This is a genomic window from Hymenobacter defluvii (assembly GCF_017589435.1).
GTDB classification, from domain to species: Bacteria; Bacteroidota; Bacteroidia; order Cytophagales; family Hymenobacteraceae; genus Hymenobacter; species Hymenobacter profundi.
On the sequence record NZ_JAGETX010000015.1, the window covers coordinates 53,425 to 78,813 of the forward strand.

General features: G+C 56.7%; 26 protein-coding genes. 12 read left to right on the forward strand and 14 right to left on the reverse strand.

Annotated elements, in window-relative coordinates; translation table 11 throughout:
• The first annotated feature begins 65 nt into the window (after positions 1 to 65).
• Together polX and J4D97_RS18550 are read left to right on the forward strand one after the other, a co-directional pair.
• Complete coding sequence (gene polX, locus J4D97_RS18545; RefSeq protein ID WP_208308875.1) at positions 66 to 1,817, forward strand: DNA polymerase/3'-5' exonuclease PolX; 1,752 nt, start codon at positions 66 to 68, stop codon at positions 1,815 to 1,817.
• 104 nt (positions 1,818 to 1,921) lie between these two features.
• Positions 1,922 to 2,986, forward strand: coding sequence for a glycosyltransferase family 9 protein (locus J4D97_RS18550; RefSeq protein WP_208308876.1), 1,065 nt, complete (start codon positions 1,922 to 1,924; stop codon positions 2,984 to 2,986).
• A 148-nt stretch (positions 2,987 to 3,134) separates the two neighbouring features.
• On the opposite strand, the gene serS is transcribed toward J4D97_RS18550, so the two are convergent.
• Positions 3,135 to 4,409, reverse strand: coding sequence for a serine--tRNA ligase (gene serS / locus J4D97_RS18555; protein ID WP_208308877.1), 1,275 nt, complete (start codon positions 4,407 to 4,409; stop codon positions 3,135 to 3,137).
• A gap of 377 nt (positions 4,410 to 4,786) precedes the next feature.
• Here serS and rho point away from each other — a divergent pair, with 377 nt between their 5' ends.
• A complete protein-coding gene (gene rho, locus J4D97_RS18560) occupies positions 4,787 to 6,916 on the forward strand; it encodes a transcription termination factor Rho (protein WP_208308878.1) in 2,130 nt (709 codons plus the stop codon).
• A 109-nt stretch (positions 6,917 to 7,025) separates the two neighbouring features.
• Positions 7,026 to 7,688, forward strand: a complete 663-nt coding sequence (locus J4D97_RS18565; protein WP_208308879.1) for a DsbA family protein — start codon at positions 7,026 to 7,028, stop codon at positions 7,686 to 7,688.
• A 13-nt stretch (positions 7,689 to 7,701) separates the two neighbouring features.
• Here J4D97_RS18565 and J4D97_RS18570 read toward each other — a convergent pair whose 3' ends face one another.
• The 4 genes from J4D97_RS18570 to J4D97_RS18585 all read right to left on the reverse strand — a co-directional run bounded on the left by J4D97_RS18570 (position 7,702) and on the right by J4D97_RS18585 (position 10,876).
• Positions 7,702 to 8,337: a hypothetical protein gene (locus tag J4D97_RS18570; RefSeq protein WP_208308880.1), complete on the reverse strand. Its 636-nt coding sequence runs from the start codon at positions 8,335 to 8,337 to the stop codon at positions 7,702 to 7,704.
• A 67-nt stretch (positions 8,338 to 8,404) separates the two neighbouring features.
• Positions 8,405 to 9,313, reverse strand: a complete 909-nt coding sequence (locus tag J4D97_RS18575) for a UbiA family prenyltransferase (RefSeq protein ID WP_208308881.1) — start codon at positions 9,311 to 9,313, stop codon at positions 8,405 to 8,407.
• Between the two features lie 99 nt (positions 9,314 to 9,412).
• Complete coding sequence (locus J4D97_RS18580; RefSeq protein WP_208308882.1) at positions 9,413 to 10,219, reverse strand: class I SAM-dependent methyltransferase; 807 nt, start codon at positions 10,217 to 10,219, stop codon at positions 9,413 to 9,415.
• A gap of 234 nt (positions 10,220 to 10,453) precedes the next feature.
• Positions 10,454 to 10,876: a hypothetical protein gene (locus J4D97_RS18585; RefSeq protein WP_208308883.1), complete on the reverse strand. Its 423-nt coding sequence runs from the start codon at positions 10,874 to 10,876 to the stop codon at positions 10,454 to 10,456.
• Positions 10,877 to 11,382: 506 nt separating this feature from the next.
• Between J4D97_RS18585 and J4D97_RS18590 the strand changes: the two genes are divergently transcribed.
• The 6 genes from J4D97_RS18590 (at position 11,383) to J4D97_RS18615 (ending at position 17,124) form a co-directional block, all read left to right on the forward strand.
• On the forward strand, positions 11,383 to 12,030 hold the full coding sequence (locus J4D97_RS18590; RefSeq protein ID WP_208308884.1) for a hypothetical protein: 648 nt from the start codon (positions 11,383 to 11,385) through the stop codon (positions 12,028 to 12,030).
• Positions 12,027 to 12,323, forward strand: coding sequence for a winged helix-turn-helix domain-containing protein (locus tag J4D97_RS18595; RefSeq protein ID WP_208308885.1), 297 nt, complete (start codon positions 12,027 to 12,029; stop codon positions 12,321 to 12,323). Before J4D97_RS18590 ends, J4D97_RS18595 begins: the two co-directional genes overlap by 4 nt.
• A gap of 56 nt (positions 12,324 to 12,379) precedes the next feature.
• Positions 12,380 to 14,023: a DUF4153 domain-containing protein gene (locus J4D97_RS18600; RefSeq protein WP_208308886.1), complete on the forward strand. Its 1,644-nt coding sequence runs from the start codon at positions 12,380 to 12,382 to the stop codon at positions 14,021 to 14,023.
• Positions 14,001 to 14,225, forward strand: a complete 225-nt coding sequence (locus J4D97_RS18605; RefSeq protein ID WP_208308887.1) for a hypothetical protein — start codon at positions 14,001 to 14,003, stop codon at positions 14,223 to 14,225. The genes J4D97_RS18600 and J4D97_RS18605 overlap by 23 nt, the downstream gene beginning before the upstream one ends.
• A gap of 6 nt (positions 14,226 to 14,231) precedes the next feature.
• Positions 14,232 to 14,585: a hypothetical protein gene (locus tag J4D97_RS18610; RefSeq protein ID WP_208308888.1), complete on the forward strand. Its 354-nt coding sequence runs from the start codon at positions 14,232 to 14,234 to the stop codon at positions 14,583 to 14,585.
• A gap of 157 nt (positions 14,586 to 14,742) precedes the next feature.
• Entirely contained in the window at positions 14,743 to 17,124 is a 2,382-nt protein-coding gene (locus tag J4D97_RS18615) for a penicillin-binding protein 1A (protein WP_243900402.1), read from the forward strand.
• Between the two features lie 72 nt (positions 17,125 to 17,196).
• On the opposite strand, the gene J4D97_RS18620 is transcribed toward J4D97_RS18615, so the two are convergent.
• The 3 genes from J4D97_RS18620 to J4D97_RS18630 form a co-directional block, all read right to left on the reverse strand.
• The gene (locus J4D97_RS18620) at positions 17,197 to 18,111 is read right to left on the reverse strand and encodes a TIGR01777 family oxidoreductase (RefSeq protein WP_185281126.1); all 915 of its coding nucleotides are present in this window, start codon (positions 18,109 to 18,111) and stop codon (positions 17,197 to 17,199) included.
• A 128-nt stretch (positions 18,112 to 18,239) separates the two neighbouring features.
• The gene (gene folE, locus J4D97_RS18625) at positions 18,240 to 18,917 is read right to left on the reverse strand and encodes a GTP cyclohydrolase I FolE (protein WP_208308889.1); all 678 of its coding nucleotides are present in this window, start codon (positions 18,915 to 18,917) and stop codon (positions 18,240 to 18,242) included.
• Entirely contained in the window at positions 18,904 to 19,317 is a 414-nt protein-coding gene (locus J4D97_RS18630) for a 6-pyruvoyl trahydropterin synthase family protein (RefSeq protein ID WP_208308890.1), read from the reverse strand. Before J4D97_RS18630 ends, folE begins: the two co-directional genes overlap by 14 nt.
• Before the next feature lie 284 nt (positions 19,318 to 19,601).
• Between J4D97_RS18630 and J4D97_RS18635 the strand changes: the two genes are divergently transcribed.
• Positions 19,602 to 20,309: a hypothetical protein gene (locus tag J4D97_RS18635; protein ID WP_208308891.1), complete on the forward strand. Its 708-nt coding sequence runs from the start codon at positions 19,602 to 19,604 to the stop codon at positions 20,307 to 20,309.
• 78 nt (positions 20,310 to 20,387) lie between these two features.
• On the opposite strand, the gene J4D97_RS18640 is transcribed toward J4D97_RS18635, so the two are convergent.
• A complete protein-coding gene (locus J4D97_RS18640; protein ID WP_208308892.1) occupies positions 20,388 to 20,993 on the reverse strand; it encodes an inorganic diphosphatase in 606 nt (201 codons plus the stop codon).
• A 157-nt stretch (positions 20,994 to 21,150) separates the two neighbouring features.
• Here J4D97_RS18640 and J4D97_RS18645 point away from each other — a divergent pair, with 157 nt between their 5' ends.
• A complete protein-coding gene (locus J4D97_RS18645) occupies positions 21,151 to 21,573 on the forward strand; it encodes a hypothetical protein (RefSeq protein WP_208308893.1) in 423 nt (140 codons plus the stop codon).
• 72 nt (positions 21,574 to 21,645) lie between these two features.
• Here J4D97_RS18645 and rplS read toward each other — a convergent pair whose 3' ends face one another.
• From rplS to J4D97_RS18670, 5 genes are all read right to left on the reverse strand, one after another.
• Entirely contained in the window at positions 21,646 to 22,005 is a 360-nt protein-coding gene (gene rplS, locus J4D97_RS18650; RefSeq protein WP_185281119.1) for a 50S ribosomal protein L19, read from the reverse strand.
• 223 nt (positions 22,006 to 22,228) lie between these two features.
• A complete protein-coding gene (trmD, locus tag J4D97_RS18655) occupies positions 22,229 to 22,903 on the reverse strand; it encodes a tRNA (guanosine(37)-N1)-methyltransferase TrmD (protein ID WP_208308894.1) in 675 nt (224 codons plus the stop codon).
• A 71-nt stretch (positions 22,904 to 22,974) separates the two neighbouring features.
• On the reverse strand, positions 22,975 to 23,514 hold the full coding sequence (gene rimM / locus J4D97_RS18660) for a ribosome maturation factor RimM (protein WP_208308895.1): 540 nt from the start codon (positions 23,512 to 23,514) through the stop codon (positions 22,975 to 22,977).
• Between the two features lie 111 nt (positions 23,515 to 23,625).
• Positions 23,626 to 24,174, reverse strand: coding sequence for a 30S ribosomal protein S16 (locus J4D97_RS18665; protein WP_208308896.1), 549 nt, complete (start codon positions 24,172 to 24,174; stop codon positions 23,626 to 23,628).
• A 201-nt stretch (positions 24,175 to 24,375) separates the two neighbouring features.
• The gene (locus J4D97_RS18670) at positions 24,376 to 25,137 is read right to left on the reverse strand and encodes an acyl-CoA desaturase (protein WP_208308897.1); all 762 of its coding nucleotides are present in this window, start codon (positions 25,135 to 25,137) and stop codon (positions 24,376 to 24,378) included.
• Positions 25,138 to 25,389 lie beyond the last annotated feature (252 nt).

Genomic DNA, 25,389 nt, shown 5'->3' on the forward strand with positions numbered 1-25,389 from the left:
ACCGAGCTGCGTTCTGCCTGGCACCCGGCATCCGGCGCGACCCAAACTCCTAAGTTCCCTACCCCGTGACCAATCGTGACCTGATTCGGGCTTTCAAACTGGCGGCCCAGCTGCTGGAGCTGCACGACGAGAATCCGTTTAAAATCCGCGCCTACGAAGGCACCGCCAATGCCCTTGATCAGCTCAACTTTCAGGTGGCCGACGTGGACCGCACCGGTCTGCCCGACCGCACCGGCCTGAGCAAAAGCGCCGCCGCCCGCGTGGCCGAGCTACTTGATACGGGCTCGTTCGATGAGCTGACGCGCTTGCTAGCCATTACGCCACCCGGCGTAGTGGAACTGCTGAACATCAAAGGCATCGGCCCCAAGAAAATCCGTCAGTTGTGGCGCGAGGCTGGTATTGAAAGCCCCGAGCAACTGCGCGAAGCTGCCGAGCAGGACCAAATCAGCAAACTGAAAGGTTTCGGCAAAAAGACCCAGGACCTGATTTTAGCCGCCCTCGAATTTACCAGCCAAAGCAAAGGTAAGCTGCTGTTTCCGCAGGCCGAAGCCCTGGCCGCCGACCTGCAAGCCCGCCTCCGCGAGGCGCTACGCACCGAGCAGGTGGCCGTGGCCGGGGAGCTGCGCCGTTGCCTCGAAACCATCGAAACTATTGTGCTGGTAGCCGCTACCTCTACTCCCGACCGCGGCCACGATGCCCTGGATGCGCTAGAAGGCCTGGCCGCCGAGCCTACCCAGTGCGGGGTATATTGCTGGCGCGGCACCACCACCGAATCGGGTGTGAAAGTGGAGGTGCATTTCGTGACCAAGGAAAACTTCACCAACCAGCTGTTCCTGCTTACTGGCAACGAAGAACACCTCACCGAGGCCCTACCCGGCGCCATGCCCGGTCAGCCGGCCACATTGCGCCAAGTGGTCAAGAAAGAGCGATTTTATCAAGAGGAAGCCATCTACGAGAAAGCCGGCCTGCAATACGTGGTGCCCGAATTGCGTGAGGGTAGGGGGGAACTAACTCTAGCCAAAGAGCAGAAAATACCGCGCCTGCTGGAAGACACCGACCTGCGCGGCTCCCTACACAATCACAGCAACTACTCCGACGGTGCCCACACCCTGCGCCAAATGGCCGAGTGGCTGCGCGACCACCAGTACCAGTACCTCGGCATTTGCGACCACTCGCAGGCGGCGCACTACGCCAATGGCCTCTCACCGGAGCGCGTGCGCCAGCAGCAACAGGAAATCGACCAGCTAAACCAGGAGCTGGAACCGTTCCGCATTTTCAAAGGGATTGAGTGCGATATCTTGAGTGATGGAGCGCTGGACTACACGCCCGACGTGCTTAGCTCCTTCGATTTCGTGGTGGCTTCCGTACACAGCAACCTGCGCATGGACGAGCGCAAGGCCACCGAGCGAATGCTGCGCGCCATCGAAAATCCTTACTGCACTATGCTGGGCCACCCCACCGGCCGCTTGCTGCTGCGTCGTGAAGGCTACCCGCTCGATTTCAAAGCCATTATTGATGCCTGTGCCAAGCATGGCGTCATCATCGAAATCAACGCCAACCCCTGGCGCCTCGACCTAGACTGGCGCTGGGTGCGCTACGCCCTCGACCAGGGCGTGCGCCTCAGCATCAACCCCGACGCCCACCACACTGACGGCTACGCCGACATGCGCTACGGCGTGCTGATGGGGCGCAAAGGCATGCTGACGCCTGACATGACCTTTAATGCGTTATCGGTGGAAGAGGTAGCGGCGTATTTCGCCGAGCGAAAAGCTAACATCAAACCGCCCCTGGAACATAAAAAGTCGTTGTTTGAGTAGGGGCGCGTGGCCCGCACCTATCGTTGCTGAGGTTGTTTTTCTAGTTTGATAACGTTGCCCACACCGCCGTTCAACGACGGGCGCGTGTAGCGCGTCCCTACCGCATGAAAATTCTGGTTCTGCGCTTTTCCTCCATCGGCGACATTGTGCTGACTACCCCCGTGGTGCGCGCCATCCGGCAGCAGGTGCCCGGTGCGGAGGTGCATTTCTGCACCAAGCCCGCCTACCGCGGCTTGGTCGAGTCAAACCCTTACATCAAGAAGGGCCACTACCTCACGGGCTCCCTACGCGAGTTGGCAGCAGAGCTACGCGCCGAACGATTCGACTACATCGTTGATCTGCACAATAACCTGCGTACTAGGTTGTTGAAACTGCAACTCAACGTGCCCAGCAGCAGTTTCGATAAGCTGAATTTTCAGAAGTGGCTATTGGTGCGGTTCAAAATAAACCGCCTACCCCACCTGCACATTGTGGACCGCTACCTGGCCGCAGCCGCGCCCCTGGGCGTGCGCAACGACGGCAAGGGCCTCGATTACTTCATCCCCGAAAAAGATGAGGTAGACCTAGCCACGACGCTACCGGCTCATTTCCAGCGCGGCTACGTGGCCTTCGCTATTGGGGCACAGCACGCCACCAAGCGCCTACCCGTAGAGCGCATCATTGAGTTGTGCGGGCAACTAGGGCGGCCCGTGGTGCTACTTGGCGGCCCCGAGGACGAAAGCACCGGCCACGTGGTGGAGCTGGCTTTTGAGAAGGAAGCGGCCACAGCAGTACCGCCTACCGCCCAAATTCCCGATAGCCCATACTATTTTCCTGAGACCCCAAGGTCCCAAGATCCTAAGACCCTCATCTACAACGCCTGCGGCAAGTTCAACCTGCATCAGTCGGCCTCGCTGGTGCGGCAGGCGCAGCTCGTCGTCAGCCACGATACGGGGCTGATGCACATTGCGGCGGCTTTCAAAAAAGAGATTTTCAGCGTGTGGGGCAATACGGTGCCGGCTTTTGGGATGTACCCCTACCGCACGGAGTTTCGGGTGCTGGAGGTGGAAGGGCTGGCGTGTCGGCCGTGTTCCAAAATCGGTTTCGGGCAGTGCCCGCAAGGACATTTCAAATGCATGCGCGACATTCGCTTCGATCTGGATTTGCCGCCCGCTCGGGATGGGCGGTAGGTACAGCTTTTCGTTATTATAAATTGATGCAATCAGCGCATTCGTGGGTATGAAAAAGAAGAGGCCCGCTCGAAGCGGGCCTCTTTGCGCAAACAAGATGAGCTTGGTAGCACGGATAAATCAGGATAGTCAGCAAGAAAAGCTGGAATTACCCAATCTTGCTGAATCCGCAGTACGAATGCAATACCTCCGGCAACGCAATGCCATCTGCTGTTTGATTGTTTTCCAGCAGAGCCGCTACGATGCGGGGTAGGGCCAGCGCAGAGCCGTTGAGCGTGTGCAGCAGTTGCGTTTTGCCACCTTCGGCGCGGTAGCGCAGCTTAAGACGGTTGGCCTGGTAGGTTTCGAAATTGGAAGCCGAGCTAACCTCCAACCACCGCTGCTGGGCGGCGCTCCACACCTCTAGGTCGTAGGTGAGAGCTGAGGTAAATCCCATGTCGCCGCCGCAGAGGCGCAGCACACGGTAGGGCAGTTGCAGCTTTTGCAGCAGGCTTTCGATATGCGCCACCATTTGCTCCAGAATAGCATAGCTTTCTTCAGGCTGCGTAATCTGCACGATTTCCACCTTGTCGAACTGGTGCAGACGGTTCAGGCCGCGCACATCGGCGCCCCAGCTGCCAGCTTCGCGGCGGAAACAGGGCGTGTAGGCGGTGTTGCGGATAGGTAGCTTTTCCGTCGGAATAATCTCGTCGCGGTAGAGGTTGGTGATGGGCACCTCCGAAGTCGGAATAAGGTAGAGATTATCCTGTGCATCGTGGTACATCTGGCCCTCTTTGTCGGGCAGCTGGCCGGTGCCATAGCCCGAGGCCTCGTTCACCAGAATCGGGGGCTGCATCTCGGTGTAGCCAGCGGCGCGGGCTTCGTCGAGAAAGAAGTTGATGAGTGCGCGCTGCAACCGCGCACCCTGGTTTTTATACACCGGAAAGCCCGCGCCAGTGATTTTCACCCCTAGCTCGAAGTCGATGATGTCATACTTCTTGATCAGCTCCCAATGGGGTAGGGCATCGGCGGGTAGCTCGGGTTTGTCGCCTACCTCGCGCACCACTTCGTTGTCCTGGGCTGTGCGGCCCTCGGGCACGCTGCTGTGGGGCAGGTTAGGCAGCTTCCAGAGCACTTGTTGCAAACCCTGCTCCACCTGGGCCAGCTCGTCGGCGTGCTGTTTGGTTTGCTGCTTGAGGGTAGCGGTGCGGACTTTCAGCTCCTCGGCTTCGGCCTTGTTGCCAGCCTTCATCAGGCCACCAATCTGGCGGGCCAGCTCGTTGGCTTCGGCCTGAGCTGAGTCGTGCTCGGTTTGGAGCTGGCGGCGGCGCTGGTCGAGGTCAAGAACGGCCTGCACGTCGGCTTCGGCAGTTTTGTAGTGCTTTTTGGCGAGAGCGGCCAGCGCCTCGGCGGTGTGCTCGCGCAGGACGGAAACTTGCAACATAAGACGGAGATATCGCGAAATGGGAGAACGCAAAAGTACGCAGCCGGAACGGAAGCTACGTGCCCAGCGTTAGACTGCCAGTACCCATACTAGTCCGGGTGGTCTGGATTTTTCAAAAATCCATGTATCTCATTTGGCAAAGTGCGCGTATTACCCTAACATTGCGTTAAACAAGCCGGCCGCTGTTGCCGGGCCTACAGGTAATTTGTACTGTTGTGAGGCCCATGCCGATTTTCCAGCGCCTCCCCAGTACCTCCATTCTTTCTTAGTCTGATTTCGCGTTTCGCGCCGCCCGGCGGTTGCCTTCGTTGCCCAACGTAAGCCTACGCGGCCGCGTGTTCGGTCCCGAGCCCGCCTTTTCGCCCCTACTACCTATTATGTACACTATTGACGAGTTGAAGAACCGTCTGCTGTCCGAGTTAAAGGAAATTGCAGAAGAGCTTAAGGTTGGTAACTTCCGTAGACTCAGCAAACAGGATCTGATTTACAAGATTCTCGATCAGCAGGCCATTCTGCCCGCCGATCAGCTACCTCAAAAAAACACAACTCCTGTCCCCGCAGAAGTAACTGAGGCACCGGCTGCGCCTCGTGCTAATGGCCGTGCTACTCGGGCTGCCGCGCCGCGTCGTGGTGGTGCCAAGGCAGCGGCTCCGGCGGCCAGCGCTCCGGAAGCGGAGGTGGCTGAAGCGGAAGCACCCGCTCCCGCAGACGTAGCTGCGGCCCCTGCGCCGGAACCAGAAGCTGCTCCAGCACCCACACTGGAGGTTGCGGCATCTGCCCCTGCGCCGGAATCGGAAGCTACTCCTGCGCCCTCCGTAGAAACCCCTGCCGGCAACGACCGCCCCATTAAGCTCTATCAGCGCCCTGAACGCCGCCCCCGCAATGGGCAGAGCAGCCGGGAAAACACGCCGGAAACGGCTGTTGCTGCCAGCGACGTAGCAGTGGCCGACGAGCCGGCCGCCGCCGAAACAGCCGCTGCCCCCGCACCCGTTCTCCGCGACCAGCCTACGGCTTTTGTGCGGGAGGGCCGGGAGCCGCGCCCTGAGCGCGACCGTGACCAGAACCAGAACGGCCGCGATGGTCGGGAAAACCGGGAAGGCCAGCGCAATGATGCGCCCCGCGAGTATCGTACCAACGACCGGCCCCAGCGCAACGACGCCCCGCGCCCCGACGGCCGGGAGCCACGTCCCGAGCGTGACCAAAACCGTGACCAAAACCAAAACGGCCGCGACAACCGCGAGCCGCGCCCCGACCGCGACCAAAGCCGCGCCGACCGTGACCAGCGCCGCGAGGAGCGGTTTGCTGCCCGCGAGCAACAGCGCCAGCAGCGCCGCGAGGAGCAGCAGCAGAACCCACGCCAGCAGCAGTCAGCGCCCGCCCGCAACGATCTGGATATCACCATTCAGAGCGAAGGCACGCTGGAAATGATGCCCGACGGTGGCTATGGCTTCCTCCGCTCGCCATTCTACAATTACCTGGCCTCGCCTGATGATATTTACGTGGCGCCCCAACAGGTAAAGCAGTTTGCCCTGAAAGCCGGCGACACGGTGAAATGCACCATTCGTCCGCCCCGCGAAGGTGAGAAATACTTTGCCCTGGTAAATGTGGAAAACGTGAACGGCCGCTCATTGGAAGAAGCCCGTGACCGGATACCCTTCACCAACCTCACACCGCTGTTTGCAGAGGAACGCCTCAAGCTGACCACCAAGCCTGGCCAGTATAGCACGCGTATTCTGGATCTGTTTGCCCCCATTGGCAAAGGCCAGCGTGGGTTGATTGTGGCTCAGCCCAAAACCGGTAAAACGGTGCTGTTGCAGGAAATTGCAAACTCCATTTCCGAGAACCACCCCGAGGTCTACCTCATTATTCTGCTGATTGATGAGCGCCCGGAAGAGGTAACGGACATGGCCCGCTCGGTGAAAGCCGAAGTGCTCAGCTCGACCTTCGACGAAACCGCCGACCGCCACGTGAAAATTGCCAGCATTGCACTGGAAAAGGCCAAGCGCTTGGTAGAGTGCGGCCACGACGTGGTGATTCTGCTGGACTCAATTACACGTCTGGCGCGTGCTTACAACACAGTGCAGCCTGCTTCGGGTAAGATCCTCTCGGGTGGTGTGGATGCCAACGCGTTGCACAAGCCCAAGCGCTTCTTCGGTGCGGCCCGCAACGTGGAAAACGGCGGCTCGCTCACCATCATTGCCACGGCCCTCATCGAAACCGGCTCCAAGATGGATGAGGTAATCTTCGAGGAATTCAAAGGCACCGGCAACATGGAATTGCAGTTGGACCGCAAGCTAGCCAACAAGCGCATTTTCCCGGCCATCGACGTACCAGCTTCTGGTACCCGTCGCGAAGATTTGCTGATGAGCAAAGAAGAACTGAACCGCATCTGGGTGCTGCGCAAGTTTATGTCCGACATGACGGCCTCCGAAGCTATGGAGTTCTTGAAAGACCGCATGAAAGGCACCAAGGACAACGATGAGTTCCTAATTTCGATGAACGGGTAAACTTCTCCTTTAAAGAAGTAAGAACGTCATTGCGACCCGCGCGAGCTTGCTCCCGCGGGTCGCAATGACGTTTTGTTTTACCAATAGCCTACCTGCTTACCTTTGCCATATGGAACAGACCGCCGACCGCCCCGAAATCCTCTACCTCTTCGATCCGTTGTGTGGCTGGTGCTACGGCATGAGCCCCGTGATTCGGCAGGCGCAGCAGGCGTTTGCAGGCCGTGTAGACGTATCGGTGCTGTGCGGCGGCATGCTGACGGGCAACGACGTGACGCCCATTGGTGAAAGTTGGGACTTCTTGAGCGGGGCGGCCGCGCAGATTGGTGAAGTAACGGGGGCGGAGTTTGGCGCCGCCTACCATACGGTAGGGGAAGAGGGCACACTGCGGCTTGACTCGGAGCCACCGAGCCGCGCCATCACTGTATTTCGCCAACTAGATGGCGACCAGCAGCGCACCATCCAGTTTGCCCACGACGTACAAACCGCCTTGTTCCGCGATGGCCAGAATCTAGAGGAACTCTCTACCTACTTGCCATTGCTTGAGCCATACGGCATTGATGCAGCTACTTTTCAGCGCCTGTGGGCCGCGCCTGAAACAGCCCAGGTAGTGCAGCAGGAATTTGCTACTGTTAATCGGCTCAACCTGGAAGGCCTACCTACTACTGTGCTGCGCGTGGGTAACGAGGGCTATATCCTGGCCAAAGGCTACCAACCCTACACAGTATTTGCGGCCGGGCTGGAGCAGGCATTAGCTGAGAAAGCCGGAGGGTAGAGAATAGGCGCTTCTAACTACCGAAGCCGCCCAACTGCACCACCTGCTTTTTGAGGGGCGAATAGGCAATGCGGCGGCGGTCTTCTTTACCTACCAGATATTGAAACCCGATGGTATCGGTGCGGCGCTGGATGTCGGCCCACGTGTTGCGGTCGAGGGGGTTGCCGGCGGGGAAAGGAGTGGCAGTGGGTAGGGCAGGCTGATGAAAATTCTGATCGGCAAAAAACTCATCCATGCGGCGGCGCACGTAGGCCTCGCGGGCCGCAGGGGTAGGGGGCGTGGTGCCAGCCATATCATACACCATTGCCGCCTCCAGATCAGCCGCCGACAATACCTCGTGAAAGATGATCTGCCCGGTATGGTCGGTGATGGTGAAATCGAGTTGCCCACTCAGCGCATCGTTGCCGCGCAATACCAGCCTGAACACATCGGGCATGCCGGGGGTAGAAAACTCGTGGCGTTTCTGCACTACCTTCAGCGTGTCGGACTGGGCCGAGACGCTGCCGGCGCGGGTGGTGTCAGGCGCTTCCAGCGACGTGTCGGCGGCCGTTGTATCGGCAGCCAGGGGCGAGGTACCCGAATATTGGCTATTCTGCTGATAACATGCACTAGTGAGCAGCAGACAAGAGAGAGCAACAAGAGGGCGCATACCGTGGAGGAGAACAGGAGGAGTTAGCTAATACGGCAAGTGCTTGGCCGACGTTTCCGGCGGCGCGTTACCACCAGCGCCAGAGCAACATTACCACAAACGCGGCGCTCAGGCACAACGACGATACCTGGTTCATGCGCATGGTATGGTCGAAGTTGGCGGCGCTGGCATCGTGCCACACCAACCAAGCCCAGCGGCCAAACAGCCCCACCACGGGTAGGGTAGCCGTCAGGAACAGCAGCGCGTGCGTCCACTCGTTGCGCTGTGCGTATACGGCCACCAGCAAGGCTGCCCCTACCCCCAGCGCCACGCCCGCAAACACAAACGTACCCCGTATGCCCAGGCGCAGGCTCAGCGTCCGGTCGCCGCGGCGGGCATCTTCCTGGTGCTGATATACCTGCGTGAGCGGGTAGGAACCGCATAAGAACAGTGTGCTCACCAAAGCCAGCAGGAGATTATTGGAGGCCAAAATAGCCGCAGGAGAAGCGCCTACCCCCACCTGCGTCATCAGAAAGGTATAGGCACCCTGAAACACCACGACTACCAGCGTGCTCACGAGCGGGTACTTTTTCAGACGAATACCCTCGTAGCTATACGCCTTCGATACCAGCAGATACACGACTACCAGCCCCGCGAAGGGTAGGGACAGGAGCGCCCCGCCCAACACAGCCAGCCCATCGAACAGCCACACCAAATGCAGCAGTTCCCGCGATACGGGCGGCGGTTGGCGCAGGCCGCCAATGCTGCCCTCGTCGCGGTCGTAGTAGCTGTTGTAGCCGTTGGATGCGGGGTAGGCCAGCAGGTGCAGCACCACAAACACGCCCGCTGCCCGCCATGGGCTGAACGGCTCGCGTAAGGCGCTTAGCCCAAACCAGAACACTGGCATCAGGTACACCGAAAACGGAATCCGCAGCAGCGGCAACGCCCGACGGTACTTGTTATACAGCAAGGAAGAAGCAAAATGAGAAGCAAGCATGTAGTTGCGCAGCTTCGGGTAGGGTTTCTGTTTTCTCTACGGTGGTTGAGGTAAGGAAGGCCGCACCAGCCGTAAAGTTGACAGAATCGCCTTTAATTTTTACTTCTCGATCTGTAATTGACTTTTCGGCCAGCCTGTGAGGTAGAGCACCTGCGAGCCCGACCAATGGCGCGCCTTGCCCACGCGCCACTCAAAAGCGCCGCTAGGGTCGGCACGATGGGCCAAGGCCAGGAGTTGGTTGGGCGGATAAAGCCGCAGAATCGACACGACGCCATCCCAGATGGTGCACACCGGAATCAGGGGAACGAGGTAAGTGAACAGCAGCCGGCTCCAGCGAAACGGGCGAATAAAGGGCGTGATGCATAGCAGCGCCACGGGCATTACTAGGGCCGCCAATGCTACTTCGTGCCAGTGCTTGCCGGCTCCCTCAAATACGCCAATGCCTGCCCGTTGCCGCACGGCATCGGCCAGAATAGCCTCGGCTACCGCGGGAGGAAAATGATGAAAGGCCGAAAACACTACCCGAAATCCCGGCAGGGTAGCCGGCACGCGGGTAGCATCTACGGGCGTAGGCAAAAAGGCAAGTCCGCCGCTTGTGCGCTCGTGCAGGTGCTGCCAGGCGGCAGGCTGGGGATAGAGGTCGGTGAGAGTGACGTGCAACTGCGGCAAGTCCTGCGCTTGCAGCGCCCGCCATACGCCTTCTGTGCCGCCGCCAGCGCCGGCACACAGCTCCAGCAACTCGGTTTGGCTGGTGTGACGCAGTGCCTCACGCAGAATGGGCACAATGGGCTGATAGATTTTCAACCCCGAAATCATGAAGCGTAGGTAGTCCATCATGCCCGCCCGCACTACCCTCGGAAACCACGGCAAGTCCTCAAACTCGAACAGCTGCAAGCGGAGCTTCATGCTGCAATTGAGTTTTGCAGCGCGTCGCGGTTGACGTACGGGGATGCTATTGAAGGCAAAATAAACGCTAGCACAGTGCCGTGCCATAGGTGACACCAGGCGCTGGTTTGTGCCAGGTTATTCTTCTGAGGAATTGCCTCAATTGCTAAATCATCTTCCATAAGCGGGAGGCATAACAGCAGTATATATGCCTACTGCTACGCCACCCCGCCCGAAACGTTGACCTTTACATGCCTAGGCGGCGTGCTGGAAACGTGGGGGAGCCGGCTCACACAAAAAGTAAACCGCGGCCAACGCTGCCGCCAGATACGGCAGCGACATGGTGAGCAGACTGCGCAGATCAACCACTGGCAAATGATGCATGACAAAGAAATTGGTAAGCGCATAGCAACCCAATACGGCTGCTGTGCCAATGGTACGCCGGGCCGAGCAGGTAGGCAACTGGCCTAGCAAGCTGAAGAGAGGCACGCACAAAGGCAACACTACCAACGAAACCAAAGCCGCCAGCAAGCCGCTGAACAAGCCAATAGAGAAATCGGCCGGACGGTCGAGCGCGAAGTCGAGGGTTAGCAATATGGTGCCGCCAAGGTTACTGAGTAGCCACAGCGAAAGAGCCTTGCGTAGAGAGTAGTCGGTTAGTGAGTTAAGAAATAGCATATAACAAAGGGTAAGAAAGTTGGGAGAAGCAGTAGGAGTAAAAAAATGTTGAAATTCTATTATTTGGAAACTTAGAACAGAAATGGGAAAAGTGAAACTGTATCTCGATTTAATATACGAAATGACGGTTTTGCAGGATTTTTATCAAGTGGAACTTTTTTTATAAAGCGCATTCCAGCGCTGGCTACGAGATATTTTCAAACGTATTTTTTGAAAAAGTAAAAACTGTCAACTGGGCTACAGCACTTACCTTGTAAGCACTTCCATGGTAAAGCCTGGGGATGGGGAATAACATTTCCGTAAGGCCGTCTCATTTTGGTAGCAGCTGTAGGCATTGCTACCACTCAGAAATGAGCTAGTGATCATGAAGAGTTTGCCAAAGCGTTTAACCCGCGATGGCGTTGCTAGAGAGACCAGTAAGACAACTGGGGCAGCAGAAATCTTCACAATGTTTGGAAATGGCGTGACGATTTACCAGCTTTGCAACACAAAGTGCTCTGTACGCTATGAAGCCAGTTACTGATCCGCTCGCCCAACTCACGGAAATTCGCGCTATCATGGAGCGCTCGTCGCGGTTCATCTCGCTTAGCGGCCTGTCGGGGGTAGGGGCGGGAATAGTGGCGTTGGCAGGGGTAGGCGTGGGTAACTGGTACCTCAACAGTCAGTACGGCGAAGGCGGCTTTATGCGGCTAATGAATGGCGACTATGCCAGCCGACTGGAAGCGCTGCCGTTTCTGTTGGGTTTGGCGGCTGTCATTATTGTATTGGCACTCGGCGTGGCTTTCTTCTTCACCCAGCGCCGCGCCCGGCAAAACGGCATGGCCTTGTGGGGGCCACTCGGGCGACGGCTGGCAGTCAGCCTGGCCATTCCGCTGACAGCGGGTGGGTTGTTTTGCTTGATGCTCTACCTGCGTGGGGCCGCCGGACTGGTGATACCGGGCATGTTGCTGTTCTACGGGTTAGCCCTGCTCAACGCCAGCAAGTATACCTTAGACGAAATCCGGTGGCTGGGCCTCACCCAAATTGGGTTGGGACTGCTCGCAACCTTGCTTCCGGTTTGGGGGTTACTGTTCTTTGCCTTCGGGTTCGGACTGTGCCACATCGGCTATGGCCTGCTCATGTATAACCGTTACGAACGTTCCCGCCCCGCGTGAAGTACGCCATTCATACCCTTAATAAAGCGTTCGACAACCGCGTGAGGCTGGGCGTAATGGCCGTGCTCATGACCACCGACTCGGTGAGCTTCAACGACTTGAAAGAAGCCCTGGACCTCACCGATGGCAATCTAGCCAGCCACGTATCGGCCCTGGAAAAAGCTGGCTACGTGACCGTTAGTAAGCAGTTTGTGGGTAAGAAACCCAATACTACTTATACAGCCTCAAGCGAAGGCAAGCTAGCCTTTCAGGACCACCTGAATGCGTTGGAAAAGCTGCTGAAAGGAAGGTAGGCTCTTTTTTTTGTGTATAAACTTTGAAATACAAAGTACTTTAATAAAAATAAAATATGGCAACTTATTCACCCAGCGCCGCCTACCACTCCGCAACCGCGCCCGCCGTGCCACCTTTTCCGCTCACGGCTCTGCAAAAGCTGGCTTTGCCAGTAGGCGCCATCCTATTTGATATATTGTTCTGGCATGAGCGCATGGCGCTGAACATGCTGGTATACACGCTATTTGTGCTGGGCGTGAGTGTAGCCGGACTGCCGCGCACAGCGCCACAGTGGCGCTCAGGCTACTGCTGGCTGCTACTAGCGGGTACCGTGCTGAGCGCCGGCTTGGTAGCCGTGTATGCCTCCAGCGCAGCGCAGTTAGCGGCGGTGGTATCGCTTGCCGGATGGTTGGGCTACCGCAACCAGCCTCACCTGCGCCTAGTGCTCTATACTGTACTCACGGGCGTGCTTAACCTGGCGCCGGCCACGCAACGCCTACTCCAACTGCTGCGCCTGCCGGCTAACCTGAGTGGTAGGGTAGGGCGCGGCTGGTTCTACGGCCGGTTGCTGCTGTTGCCACTGGTCGCGCTGGCGGGCTTTCATTTGCTGTTTGTACTGGCTAATCCGAAGTATGCAGCTCTCACCACTCGCTTTTGGGAATTGGTAGGTGGAGCGCTGGATATGCTATTTAGCCGCTTATCGGTGCCGCACGTGCTGTTTTTTCTGCTGGGGTTGGTGCTCACGGCGGGTGCGCTGCTCATCCTGCCGATACACTACTTCGCGGATCATGAGTCGCGCTTCGGGGAGTTTGTGCAACGGCAGCGCGACCGGGTAGCCTCGCTGGGCGTGCGCCGCCCCGATTTCCGCGCCGACCGTTTTCCGCCCCTGGGCCTGCGCCGCGAGTACCTGATGGCCATGAGCCTACTGGTGCTGGTGAACCTGCTGCTGCTCGTGGTCAACCTCATCGACATCAGCTGGATCTGGATCGACTTCCGGCCTTCTGCCAACTTCGACCTCACGCAGTTTGTACATGAAGGCACCTACGTCCTCATTCTAAGCATTTTGGTGGCGATGGGGATTGTACTGTGGTTTTTCCGACGCAACCTGAATTTCTATCCAAAGGGCCTGCCTACCTTGCGGTGGCTGGCTACCGTGTGGGTGGTGCAAAACGCGGTGCTGGCCGTGTCGGTGGGACTGCGCAACTACTATTATATTGTATACACGGGCTTAGCCTACAAGCGCATCGGTATATATGGCTTTCTGCTGCTGACTTTTTTCGGCCTGCTCACGGTGCTGCTGAAAATCTGGCAGCGGCGCTCAGCCTACTCTCTGGTTCGCCTAAACGCACTGGCGGCCTACGCGGTGCTGATCCTGCTGGCCGCCGGCAACTGGGAAATCTGGATGGTGCGCTACAACCTGCAACCCCGTTTCCACCGCGTCGACTACGGTTTCTTGCTGGATATGCCCGACCGCGTGCTGCCCGAACTAGCCGCCACGGCGCCTACCCTCGCCGGTCGCGAGCTGGTGCAGGAAAACGACTACAACCAATGGGTAGCCCTACCTGAAGCTGAAGCGCAAGCCCGCCTGCGTCTGCGCATCCACAACTTTCGGGCGCTGGAAGCCCAGCGCCACTGGCCCAGCCGCTCCTGGGCTGATTGGAAGGCTATTCATTTTTTGCCATCTAAATCTGCTACTCATGTTGCTCAATCTCGTCCTTAGCCTGCTTGCGCTGTTGAGCTGCGGCGGTGGGGTAGTGGCCCTGGCCGTGGTGCTCAACTGGCAGGAACACGCCGCTACCCCCGATGTGCGTTGGCGGCGCCTGGTGTACCTCGTGCTACCCGTCACGGCGCTGGTAGCTGGCCTCATGCTCGGGTCGTTGACCTTGGTGTTTCGGTATTGGACGCCGGCTGTGGCGGGATAACTCCTTATGCTTTACTTACTAACTGAAGCCGCGTACTTCCTGCTACGAGCGTTTCGCCTGATTCCGGCGCTGCTATGGTGGGCACTGGCAGGACTGGTATTCGCGGGTTTGAACTTAGCGTTGCAGGATGAAGTGTGGCCCAACACGCCTGCCGCCGCGCCCGCTGCGGAGCTGCTAGCGCTGAGTTGTTTACCCGTGGCACAATGGGGGATGATCATCGCCTTGGAGAGAATCCGGCAAACTGTGCGGAATACCTTCTGGTGGGCCTGTTGGTCGTTAGCGTGGCTATTAAGCATCTTGGTATTTGCTGGGTTGGTGCTTCTGTGCGTGTTTGGTGGTGTGGAAGTGCTAAGGCAGTAAAACATCAGTGCAAAACCAACGAGCCTAATACGGTGGGACTACATCCGTGCGTTGGATGGCTTTGCTTACCGATACTTCGCCTGCCCGCGCCTAATCTGGTATATTTGTTCCTGCCAGGCCCCTACCCGTTGCGCGGGCCGGTCCCAACGCGCTCCGCATGTCCGCTCCCGACCTTCCGAAACAAGAGAATTCTGCTTCTGCCCCGCCTCGCCGCCGTTGGCCCAACCGCTTGTCGCGCTTTATGTGGGCGCTGTTCATCATCGGGGTAGGCGTATTTCTGCTGTATCCTATTTTAGTGAGCACCAACTTCCTGTTTTTGTTTGGGAAGTCGCCAAGCCTGGAGGAGCTAGAAGATCCCAAAGTAGAGCAAGCCTCGGAGCTGTACTCGTCCGATGGCGTGCTGATGGGCACGTACTTCCGCGAAAACCGTTCGCCGGTAGCGTATAATAAGATTTCGCCTTTGCTTATCAAAGCTCTCATTGCTACCGAGGACGTGCGTTTCTACGAGCACTCCGGCATTGATGCCACCGCCTTGGCCCGCGCCGTTGCGGGCGTGCTCAGCGGCGACACCCGCAGCGGCGGCGGCTCCACCATCACCCAGCAGCTCGCCAAGAACCTCTACAAAACCCGCCGCGGCGAAACTCGCGGCGGCCTGGGCCACATTCCCGGCGTAAGCACTATCATCAGCAAAACCAAGGAATGGCTGACGGCTGTAGAGCTGGAAAAGCGCTATACCAAAGAAGAAATTCTGCGCATGTACCTCAATACCGTGGAGTATGGCTCCAATGCCTTCGGTATCAAGGTAGCAGCTAAAACCTTTTTCAGCACCTCGCCCGATAGCCTGGCGCCCCAGGAAGCGGCCATGCTGGTAGGCCTGCTCAACAACCCTACTGCCTTCAACCCCCGCTTTCACCCCGAAGCGGCTCTTAAGCGCCGCAACTTGGTGCTTACGCGCATGGGGCAGGCGGGCTTTCTGCGACCCGCTGCCGCCGATTCTCTGCAAGAGCTGCCTATTGCGCTGCAATACCACGTGGAGCGCCACATCGATGGGCCGTCTACCTATTTCCGGGGGGCCATCAGCCAGGCGCTGAACACGTGGTGCGAGCAAAACGGCTACGACCTCTACCGCGACGGCCTGCGTGTGTACAGCACCATCGACTCGCGCATGCAGGAGCATGCGGAGTATGCGGTGGAAAAGCACATGAAGAATTTGCAACGGCGCTTCGACGCATTCTGGCGCAACCGCAATCAGAATCCTTGGGTGAACGAAAAGGGCAAGGAGATTCCGGATTTCATTGAAACCCAGATGAAGCGCACCCAGCAGTACAAGATGCTGGCCGCGCAGTTCAAAGGTCAACCCGCCCGTCTAGATTCGGCTTTGCACGCCAAGCGGCCCATGAAAGTGTTCACCTGGAAGGGCGACAAGGACACCACGCTGGTACTCTCGCCGCTGGATTCTCTGGCTTACTACAAGCACTTTTTGCAGGCCGGCATGATGACCATGGACCCCTTCACCGGTCAGGTGAAAGCCTGGGTAGGCGGCCTCGATTACCGCTTTTTCCAGTATGACCATGTAAAGCAGGGCAAGCGCCAGGCGGGCTCCACGTTCAAGCCCTTCGTCTACCTCACGGCCCTCGACAACGGCTATGCGCCCTGCGACCGAATTCGGGATGAGCGCATCACCATTAAATACGTGGAAGACGGCAAGCCCATGGAATGGAAGCCCGACAACGTGACGCGCTCCTACACCGGCATAAATATGACGCTCCGCTACGCCATGGCACGCTCCGTGAACTCCGTAACGGCCCAGCTCACGGAGTTGGTGGGCTGGGATAAGGTAGCCGAGTACGCGCATAAGGTAGGCATCCGGAGCAAGCTGCTGGGTGTGCCCAGCATTGGCTTGGGCTCGGGGGGCGATGTGAGCGTGTACGAGATGGTGAATGCCTATAGCACCTTCGTGAACCAGGGCTTCCGCCCTGAGCCGCGCCTGATTACGCGCATCGAGGACCGCAACGGCAACGTCATTGCCCAGTTCGATCCGCGCCAGAAACGGGTTATTTCGGCTGAAACTGCCTGGCTGATGACGTATATGTTGCGCGGGGGTATGGAAGAGCCCGGTGGCACCTCACAGGCCCTGTGGGATTACGAACTCTGGAAAAACAACAACCAGATTGGCGGTAAAACTGGCACTACCTCCAACTATTCCGATGGCTGGTATATGGGCGTCACCAAGGACCTCGTAACCGGCGTATGGGTAGGCGGCGAGGACCGCAGCATCCACTTCCTGCATTCCGAGCAGGGCGAAGGCGGCCGCATGGCCCTGCCCATTTTCGGCCTCTACATGGAGAAAGTCTATCAGGACAAGGAACTGGACTACAAAATGGGGCCGTTTCCAAAGCCCACGGTCAAGATTAACAAGAAGTACCAGTGCGTGACGGAAGCCCCCCGCCGCCAGCGCGAAGCCGTGGACTCGCTACGGATTGACAACCTGTTGGATCAGATTAATTCTGGTAGGAGTAGCGTGCCGGATAGTTTGTAGCATCCTCCATAAATCAAAAAAAGACCGTCATTTCTAGCGCAGAAATGACGGTCTTTTTTATTTATCTAGGTCTTACTCCTCCGGCTCGTAAATCTCTTCCAGCGCCTCTTGCAAGTGCGGATACTCAAACTGAAAGCCGTGTTGCAATACCTTATCGGCGCTTACGCGCTGGGAGGCTAGCACAATCTCGCTCATCTCACCCATTAGCAGTTTCAGGCCGAAGGCGGGTACTTTGGGAAGTACTAAGGGGCGGTGCAGTACCTCGGCCAGTGTTTCGGTGAACTCGCGGTTGGTGACGGGGTGAGGCGCCACGCCGTTGTAGACACCGCGCCACTCGTTTTCCTCCATGGCTTGGATGAACAGGCGGCACAGATCATCAATGTGAATCCAGGACATATACTGCTTGCCCGAACCCAGTGGTGCGCCCGCGCCTAACTTGGTGGGCTTGGCAATAGCGGGTAGGGCGCCGCCGTCGGCGCTCAACACAATGCCAATGCGAATAACAACCGTACGAATGCCCAAGGCCTGCACGCGCTGGGCTGCTGTTTCCCACTGCCGGGCCACTTCAGCCAAAAAGTCGTCGGGGTCGGGGGGGAAGTTCTCGTCTACTGTGTCGCTACCCTGGTCGCCGTAGATGCCGATGGCCGAAGCCGATAGAAACGTCTGTACGCGGTGGTTGTCGCGGGCCAGGGTACGGGCCAGCAGGTTGGTGCCCTGCAAGCGGCTATCAATAATCTCCTTCTTTCGCTCATCCGTCCACTTTCCATCCGACACGCTGGCCCCGGCCAGGTTAATCACGTAATCAGCATAGGGAACAGCGTTTTCGTCGATATCGTCGTGGCGAGGGTCCCAATGAAAGCGGCGGAACCGCTCGGCGTGGGCCTCGCGGCTCAGTAGCGCCACTTCGTAGCCAGCATCAATCAGCATTTCGGCCAGTCGGGTGCCAATCAGGCCAGTGCCGCCCGAGATGAGTACTTTTCGCGACATGCAGAAGGGAATTGCAGAGTGTAAGGAAGGGTCGTGATACAAACAAACGGCTGTCGAGCGGCAGAGTTGTAGCCGCCCGACAGCCGCAAGCTAATCCATAGGCTGTAATTGGCAACGAGGATGCCGGCTTACTTGCCAATCAGGCGCAGAAACTCCTGACGCAATTGGGCATCCTGGCCAAAGGCGCCGCCGTACTCGGCCGTGAGCGTACCGCTGCTGGTGTCGTTCACGCCCCGGCTCATCACGCACAGGTGGTCGGCTTCAATGAGCACCGCCACATCATCGGTGTGTAGCGCATTCTTTAGTTCCTCGGCAATCTGGCGCGTAAGGCGCTCCTGCACCTGCGGGCGGCGGGCATAATATTGCACCACTCGGTTGAGCTTAGATAGCCCTACCACATGTTCACCGGGTAGGTAGGCCACGTGGGCTTTACCAATGATGGGCACAAAATGATGCTCGCAGCACGAGAAAACCGTAATGTCGCGCTCTACCAGCATCTGCTGATAGTTATAACGATTCTCGAACAAACGCACTTCAGGACGATGCAGAGGGTCTAGCCCCCGAAACCACTCCTGCACGTACATTTTTGCTACCCGCTGGGGCGTGCCTTTCAGGCTGTCGTCGGTGAGGTCGAGGCCCAGCAAGTGCATAATCTCGCGGAAATGACCGGCAATAGCGTCAATTTTTGTTTCGTCGGTCAGCGCAAAGGCATCGTCGCGCAGGGGGGTGCGCAGCTCGGGTGCCAGGTGGGTATCGGGGCCGGCGGAGTGGGACGAAACCGGCTCCGTCGGGTTAAAGTTGTCCATGATATTCTACAAAGTTGCGGTCGGTTTCGTAGAGCGTTACCGACAGGTGCAGGTCAGCGGCGAGGTGCGGGCGCAGCCGATTCCAGATAACAACGGCAATGTTTTCGGCCGTAGGATTGAGGTGGCTGAACTCTGCCACATCCAGGTTAAGGTTTCGATGGTCAAAGATACCCAGAATCTCGCGTTTCAATAGCTGGCTCAGATCCTTCATATCATACACATACCCGGTTTCGGGGTCCACCGCACCGCGCAGGCGCACGGTAAGCTCGTAGTTGTGCCCGTGGTAGTGTGGGTTGTTGCACGCGCCAAAAACCTGTTGGTTTTGCTCGTCGCTCCAGGTAGCGTTATATAAACGATGCGCGGCGTTGAAATGCTCTGTGCGGCAAACTGTGACTTGCATAGGATAGGTACAACCGGTGGGAGTAGTAGAAGTTTTGGGCTGCTTGGCCAATAGTAAAAAAGCAAATGGCGAACAAAAAGTGCTGATAAGATTAGAGTTGAATTGTTTTTGGCAGTTAAATAATATGCTATAGTATTTATTGAACAAAATTCAAGAATCACTGAAAAAATCAATTGTGGCGTAGCATTTGTAGTAGTAGAGGAGGTTAGATTTGGTCAGTTAAAATAGCTAATAACCACGTTTACAATACTGAAACCTCTTCATTTCAACATACTTTGCCGCATATGAAACGAAGCCTACTTCTCTCTTTCTTGCTATTGGCTTTGACCGTTACGGGCTATGCTCAACGCTCGCCCGTAGATGAAACGGAAATGGCTGTGAAAGGCATTCCCCGCAAAGGCCAACGCGTAACAGTGCAGTTGGACAACAAGCGGGTGGAAGATGCCTGGGCCAAACAATTAAACGAAAAGTTTGGTAGCAAGCTGAAAAACGACAAGGGTATTTACACCCTCGACGGCGTAGTGATTGAGGAAATATCCAAAACACCTATTCGCGTGATCAGCAAGGTAGATGCTGCACCGACTGGTACCGCTGTGTGGTGGTCTGTCGACCTAGGCAACGCCTACCTCAGCAAAGAGTCGACCCCAGCGCAGTGGAAAGCCTCGGAGGATTATCTAAAGACGTTTGCCCGCATGCTTTATCGCCAAGACTTGGCCGTGCAGGTGCAGGAGGCTGAGAAAGCACTTTTGGCTTCGCAAAACAACCACAGCGCGGTAATTTCCAAGCAGGACAACATCAAGAAAGATATTGAAAAGAACAAAGCGAAGAAAATAGAGATTCAGCAGCAGTTGGCGCAAAACGCCGCCGAGCTGCTGAACCTCAATAACCAGGTAGACATCAACCTGAAAGAGCAGGAAGCTGCCCGCGCCGACATTGTGAATATGCGCGTAGCACTGGAAGCAGTGAAAGACCGCATGAACAAGCTGGAGTAAGCTAGTGCTACGTAAGAATATGAGAACCCCGCCTAACCAGGCGGGGTTTTTTGTTGCCCTTGCATGAGAGTACGATTCTTAATACCTAGCTTCTTGTACCTGTTGTTGCGCAAACTGCTCATCCTTCCAGCCAGCTACGCGCACGCTCCCGGCGGCGGTGCCCGTTTGCCGGAACCACTGCTCCAGCATTGGCCGCACATGGGGGTAGTCTCGCTGTATTGCTGCCCATGTAGTAGCGCCAGGTAAAATGCGCAGACTCGGGCGTGCGGGCACTGCCAGGAGTACCTGCCGGGGTATACCGCCCTCATCGAGCCGCAATAGCGCCACGGGCAAAATCTCCAACACAGTGCCAGTCGGTTGGCTTTCAGCCAGGATAAGCGCAGCGAGGGGCTGGCCGTGGGGGTGGCGTTTGGTAGGAGTAGTATGGGTACCGGGCACAAAGGCCAGATTACCGGGGTAGGGGAGGAACTCCACCATGCGGTCGGTGCCAGCGCGCTGCACTTTGCGGAAGGTGCGCGTGGTGGGGTCGTACTGTTGTATGTGGTTGGTGCCAGCCGGAATTTCGACTACGGCTTGCAACAGGTGATGCTCAGTGGAAAAGGTGGGGAGGTCGGCGTAGTCGGTGCGGCAACTGCATAACAGGTTCAGCGTGCCCAAAAGCAAAGAAAGAAGGGGTAGGCGCATAGGCAAAGGGTAGGAAATGGTGGGTAGCCATTTGGCAAGCGAAGAAGGTCAAGTTTACGGAATACTGCTCAACTACAGTACCCCAACCTTTCCCTACCAGTCGCGTTTGCATAAGCACTTTCCACCTGCTGCCTTGGCAGCATAACGCCTACAACCCATGTCTTTTCATAAAGAACCCAAAAGCGATACTCAGCACCAAAACCACTTGGACGGCTCTACCAAAATCCTGAATTCTGATTTGCAGGAAGAAGCCAACCGCGCCGGCCTGGACAACACGCTCCAGAACTGGATTCAAGATATAAAGGATGCAGACAATCCCGAATTTCACCAGATTGTTACGGACTTACAGGATTTGAAAGCCCATTTCGGCTCGGGCACGCTCGATAAAAGCATCATCAAGCGCCTACTTAATCGCTTAGGCGAAAATACGGTGAAGGCAGCTGTATTTGCCGAAAATCCTAACACAGCCGAGCGCGTGACAAAATTAGGCGAGGCGCTGCTATCAGCTAGCAAGCAAGTGCAGAGCAACGAGAACACGCCCGCACAAGACCTGGCAGAAGATTCGGCTACCAATAAATAGTTGGTGCAAGCCCAATAAAAAAGCCTACCCCGCAAAGGGTAGGCTTTTTTATGGATGCTATACAAGCACGTCTTATTTCATGCGGCGCTCCTTGATACGAGCAGCTTTGCCCGACAGGCCACGCAGGTAGAACAGACGAGCACGACGTACTTTACCACGACGGATCAGCTCAATCTTCTCAATGTTGGGCGACAACAGCGGGAAAATACGCTCGGTACCGATCTGGTTCGAGATTTTACGCACCGTGAACGTCTCGCCGTTCGAGCTGGCGTTCTTGCGCTGAATTACTACGCCCTGGAACTGCTGAACGCGTTCCTTGTTGCCCTCGCGGATTTTCACGTGGACGTTGATGGTGTCGCCGGCGGCGAAAACGGGGAAGCTGGCGCGGCGCTCCTGGGATTCCTGCTGGATAAAATCGAGTAGTACGCTCATGACTGAAAAAAAATCAAATGGACGGCGCCGCCGTCCGGCTAGGTTTCGGGTAAAGAGGCGCAAATATAGCCCTCTATTTTGAAGATTGCAAGTATGGAGGATAAATGACTGATTTGTTAAATGGTTGAAATGCTGTGTGATTGGCTGTTTTGCCATTCAATAGGCAAACCAACAACTCACCTTTTCGCTGAGTAGCTATTCAATCGTTTAACAATTCAATCATTTAATTCAATAAATCGGGCCGGCGCTGCTGGGTGCGGGCTAACGCTTGTTCGTGCCGCCACTCTTCCACGCGTGGGGTATTGCCGGAAAGCAAGATATCGGGCACAGAATGTCCGCGCCACTCGGCCGGCCGGGTATATACGGGCGGCGCTAGCAGGTTGTCTTGGAAAGAGTCGCTAAGAGCCGATTCTTCGTTGCCGAGCACGCCCGGCAGCAGACGCACCACGGCGTCTACCAGTACCGCCGCACCTAGCTCGCCGCCACTTAGCACATAGTCGCCAATGCTGATTTCGTGGGTGATGTATTCCTGCCGGATGCGCTCATCAACGCCCTTGTAGTGGCCGCAGAGCAGCAGCAGGTTCTCACCCAACGACAAACGGTTGACCAACGGCTGACGTAAGGTTTCACCATCAGGCGTGAGATAAATGATAGCATCGTAGGAGCGCTGGGCCATCAATTCATCAAAGCACGCCGCAATGGGCTCCACACGCAGCACCATGCCCGCACCACCGCCAAATACGTAGTCGTCGATTTGGCCGTGCTTGTTGATGGCGTAGCGCCGCAAATCGTGCACGTGCAACTCTGCCAATCCCTTCTCCTGCGCCCGCTTCACGATGGAATAGGCAAAAGGACTCGTCAGTAACTCGGGTTGGCAGGTGACAATATCGATACGCATGATGAATGAATTGGCGGTTAGCTGATGGCTTTCGCTTTAGTAGAAAGTCAATAGCCATCAGCTAAGCTGAGCTAAGAACCCAGGTAAATATCGAGTAGCCCTTCGGGCAGGTTTACGTAGAGCTTCTTGGTGGCTTGGTCGGCGCGGGAGATGAGCTCGTCGGCCACCGGAATAAGCACCTCCTGCTCTTTGTAGCGCATACCCATGACATCCTGTTGCGGAAGCTCGTAAAAGGCTTCCACAATACCCAATTCGCCCAGATTTGCGTCTACTACTGTGTAACCTATTACATCGTGGAAGTAGAACTGGTCTTCCTCCAGCTGGGGCAAATCGGCCAGCGGGCGGTAGAGGACGGCATTGCGGAGCGGCTCGGCATCTTCTACCCGCTCAATGTCCTTTAGCTTCAGCAACACCCGATCGGCGGTTTGAGGCTGCACACGCTCCACGGCGTATTCCTGGGGCTGGTTGGGAGTAGCAGGTAGAGCCAACCACACCGCTTTCAGCTTGCGGTAGTCGTTCACGTCGTCTACGTCCAGAAAAGCCACCACCATGCCGCGTAGGCCGTGGGGCTTCACCACGGTGCCTAGCTGATAATATTCGTCGAGATTCATAAGAAAGGGCTAAACGTAAAAAGCAGAAGGCTTAGAAGGAAGGTTACGCGGGAAAGCCCGTCATCACCTTCTTCCAAGCCTTCCGACTTTTACCTACGTAGCAGCGGGCAATTAGGCGCCAGCTTCTTCTGTGGTTTCGGCAGCAGCTTCAGTTGCTTCCGAAGCTTCTGCCTCAACAGCAGGAGCGGCGGCAGCAGCAGCGGCAGCCTGACGCTGACGGATAGCCTCAGCACGCGCTTCACGCACTTTGGTTTCGGCAGCTAGTTGAGCCTGACGCTTCTCGGCTTGGGCAGTACCCAGGCTCGTGCGCTTGTCCTCAATCTTGGCGTTCTTCTGCTCCATCCACTCGTTGTAGCGCTGGTCGGCAGTTTCCTGCGAGATGGCGCCTTTGATTACGCCAAGTTGCAGGTGCTTGCGGTAGAGCACACCACGGTACGAAAGCATAGCCCGAACCGTGTCGGTAGGCTGAGCGCCCTTCATGATCCAATCGAAAGCTTTGTCGCCGTCGAAGTTGATGCTGGCAGGGTTAGTGTTGGGGTCGTATGTGCCGAGCTTCTCAATGAAACGGCCGTCGCGGGGAGCGCGGGCGTCGGCTACTACGATGTCAAACTGAGCGGCCTTTTTACGGCCGCGGCGGGCGAGGCGGATTTTAACTGCCATAAACCGGGTTGGTTAAGCGACGCAACTCGTGCGTCTGGTTGAAAGTGAGGCGCAAAGGTACTCACAGATTTTGCAGATTGAAAAGTATTGCGCCGAAATAGATTCTACGTCTGTAGTATAATGGCTATTGCCTCGTAATCAACACAAAAGAAAAGGCCACTACCAGACAGTAGCAGCCTTTTCAGGGAAGGTAACAACGCACTAAGCGGCAACGCGCAGTTTGCTTCTAGTAGGTGTTTTGCGCTTGATTTTGATAATGCGAGCCTTATCCAGCGTCCAGATGAACATGTAGGTAGGGTCAAACTCCCACCACTTCACACCGAAGTTGACACGCATGGGCAGTTTGTGGTGGTTGTTCTGGAACAACTCACCGAAAGCCAGGAAGTCCAGCGCCAGCGTATTCTTGGAATGGTCGTGGTTGTCGAAGTTCTGGTAGCCGTACTTATGGCCGCCCCAGTTCACAATAGCACCGTGCAACGGACCCATCAGGAAGTGCAGGGGTAGGAGCAGGTACATCCACCAAGCCGTAGCAAAGTTGATGTAGAACAGCACATAGGCCGTGCCCCAGCCCAGGCGCGACATCCAAGAATCACCGATTTTCTCGATCAGGCGCCACTCAGGATAATTGCCTTCGAAGCGCTCCGCCAGCTCGTAGTTGCGATTGAGCACTTCGTTGTAAATATTCTTGGTTTTCCACATCATCGTGAAAGCGTTCGACGAGTAGAGCGGTGAGTGCGGGTCCAGCTCCGTGTCGGAGAAGGCATGGTGCATACGGTGCAGCAGCGCATAGGCACGCGGCGACAGGAACGACGAGCCCTGGCAGATGTACGTGAACAGGAAGAAGAACTTCTCCCAGAACTTGTTCATTGTGAACATCTTGTGCGCCGCATACCGGTGCAGGTAAAACGTCTGCGTGAACAGCGACAGATAATAGTGGGCAACGAAGAAAATGAGGATCGGCATGGATCAAAAGAGTTAGAAACGCCGTGAAAAATCGAGGTGAGTTGCCCGAACAAAGCAAACGGGCTATGTTTAGTTCACATTCACTTCACAAACCTACTGCCAGAGCGCACGTCGTTCAATAATCCTGACCAAAAGGCCAAAATATTATTAAAAGGTGAAGCCATGGAACAATAAGATGTAGAGTGTTAGGTAGGAAAAAGCGTGTCATCCTGAGCGGAGCGACGGCCCCTTATGCCCGCAGAACGCGTTGTT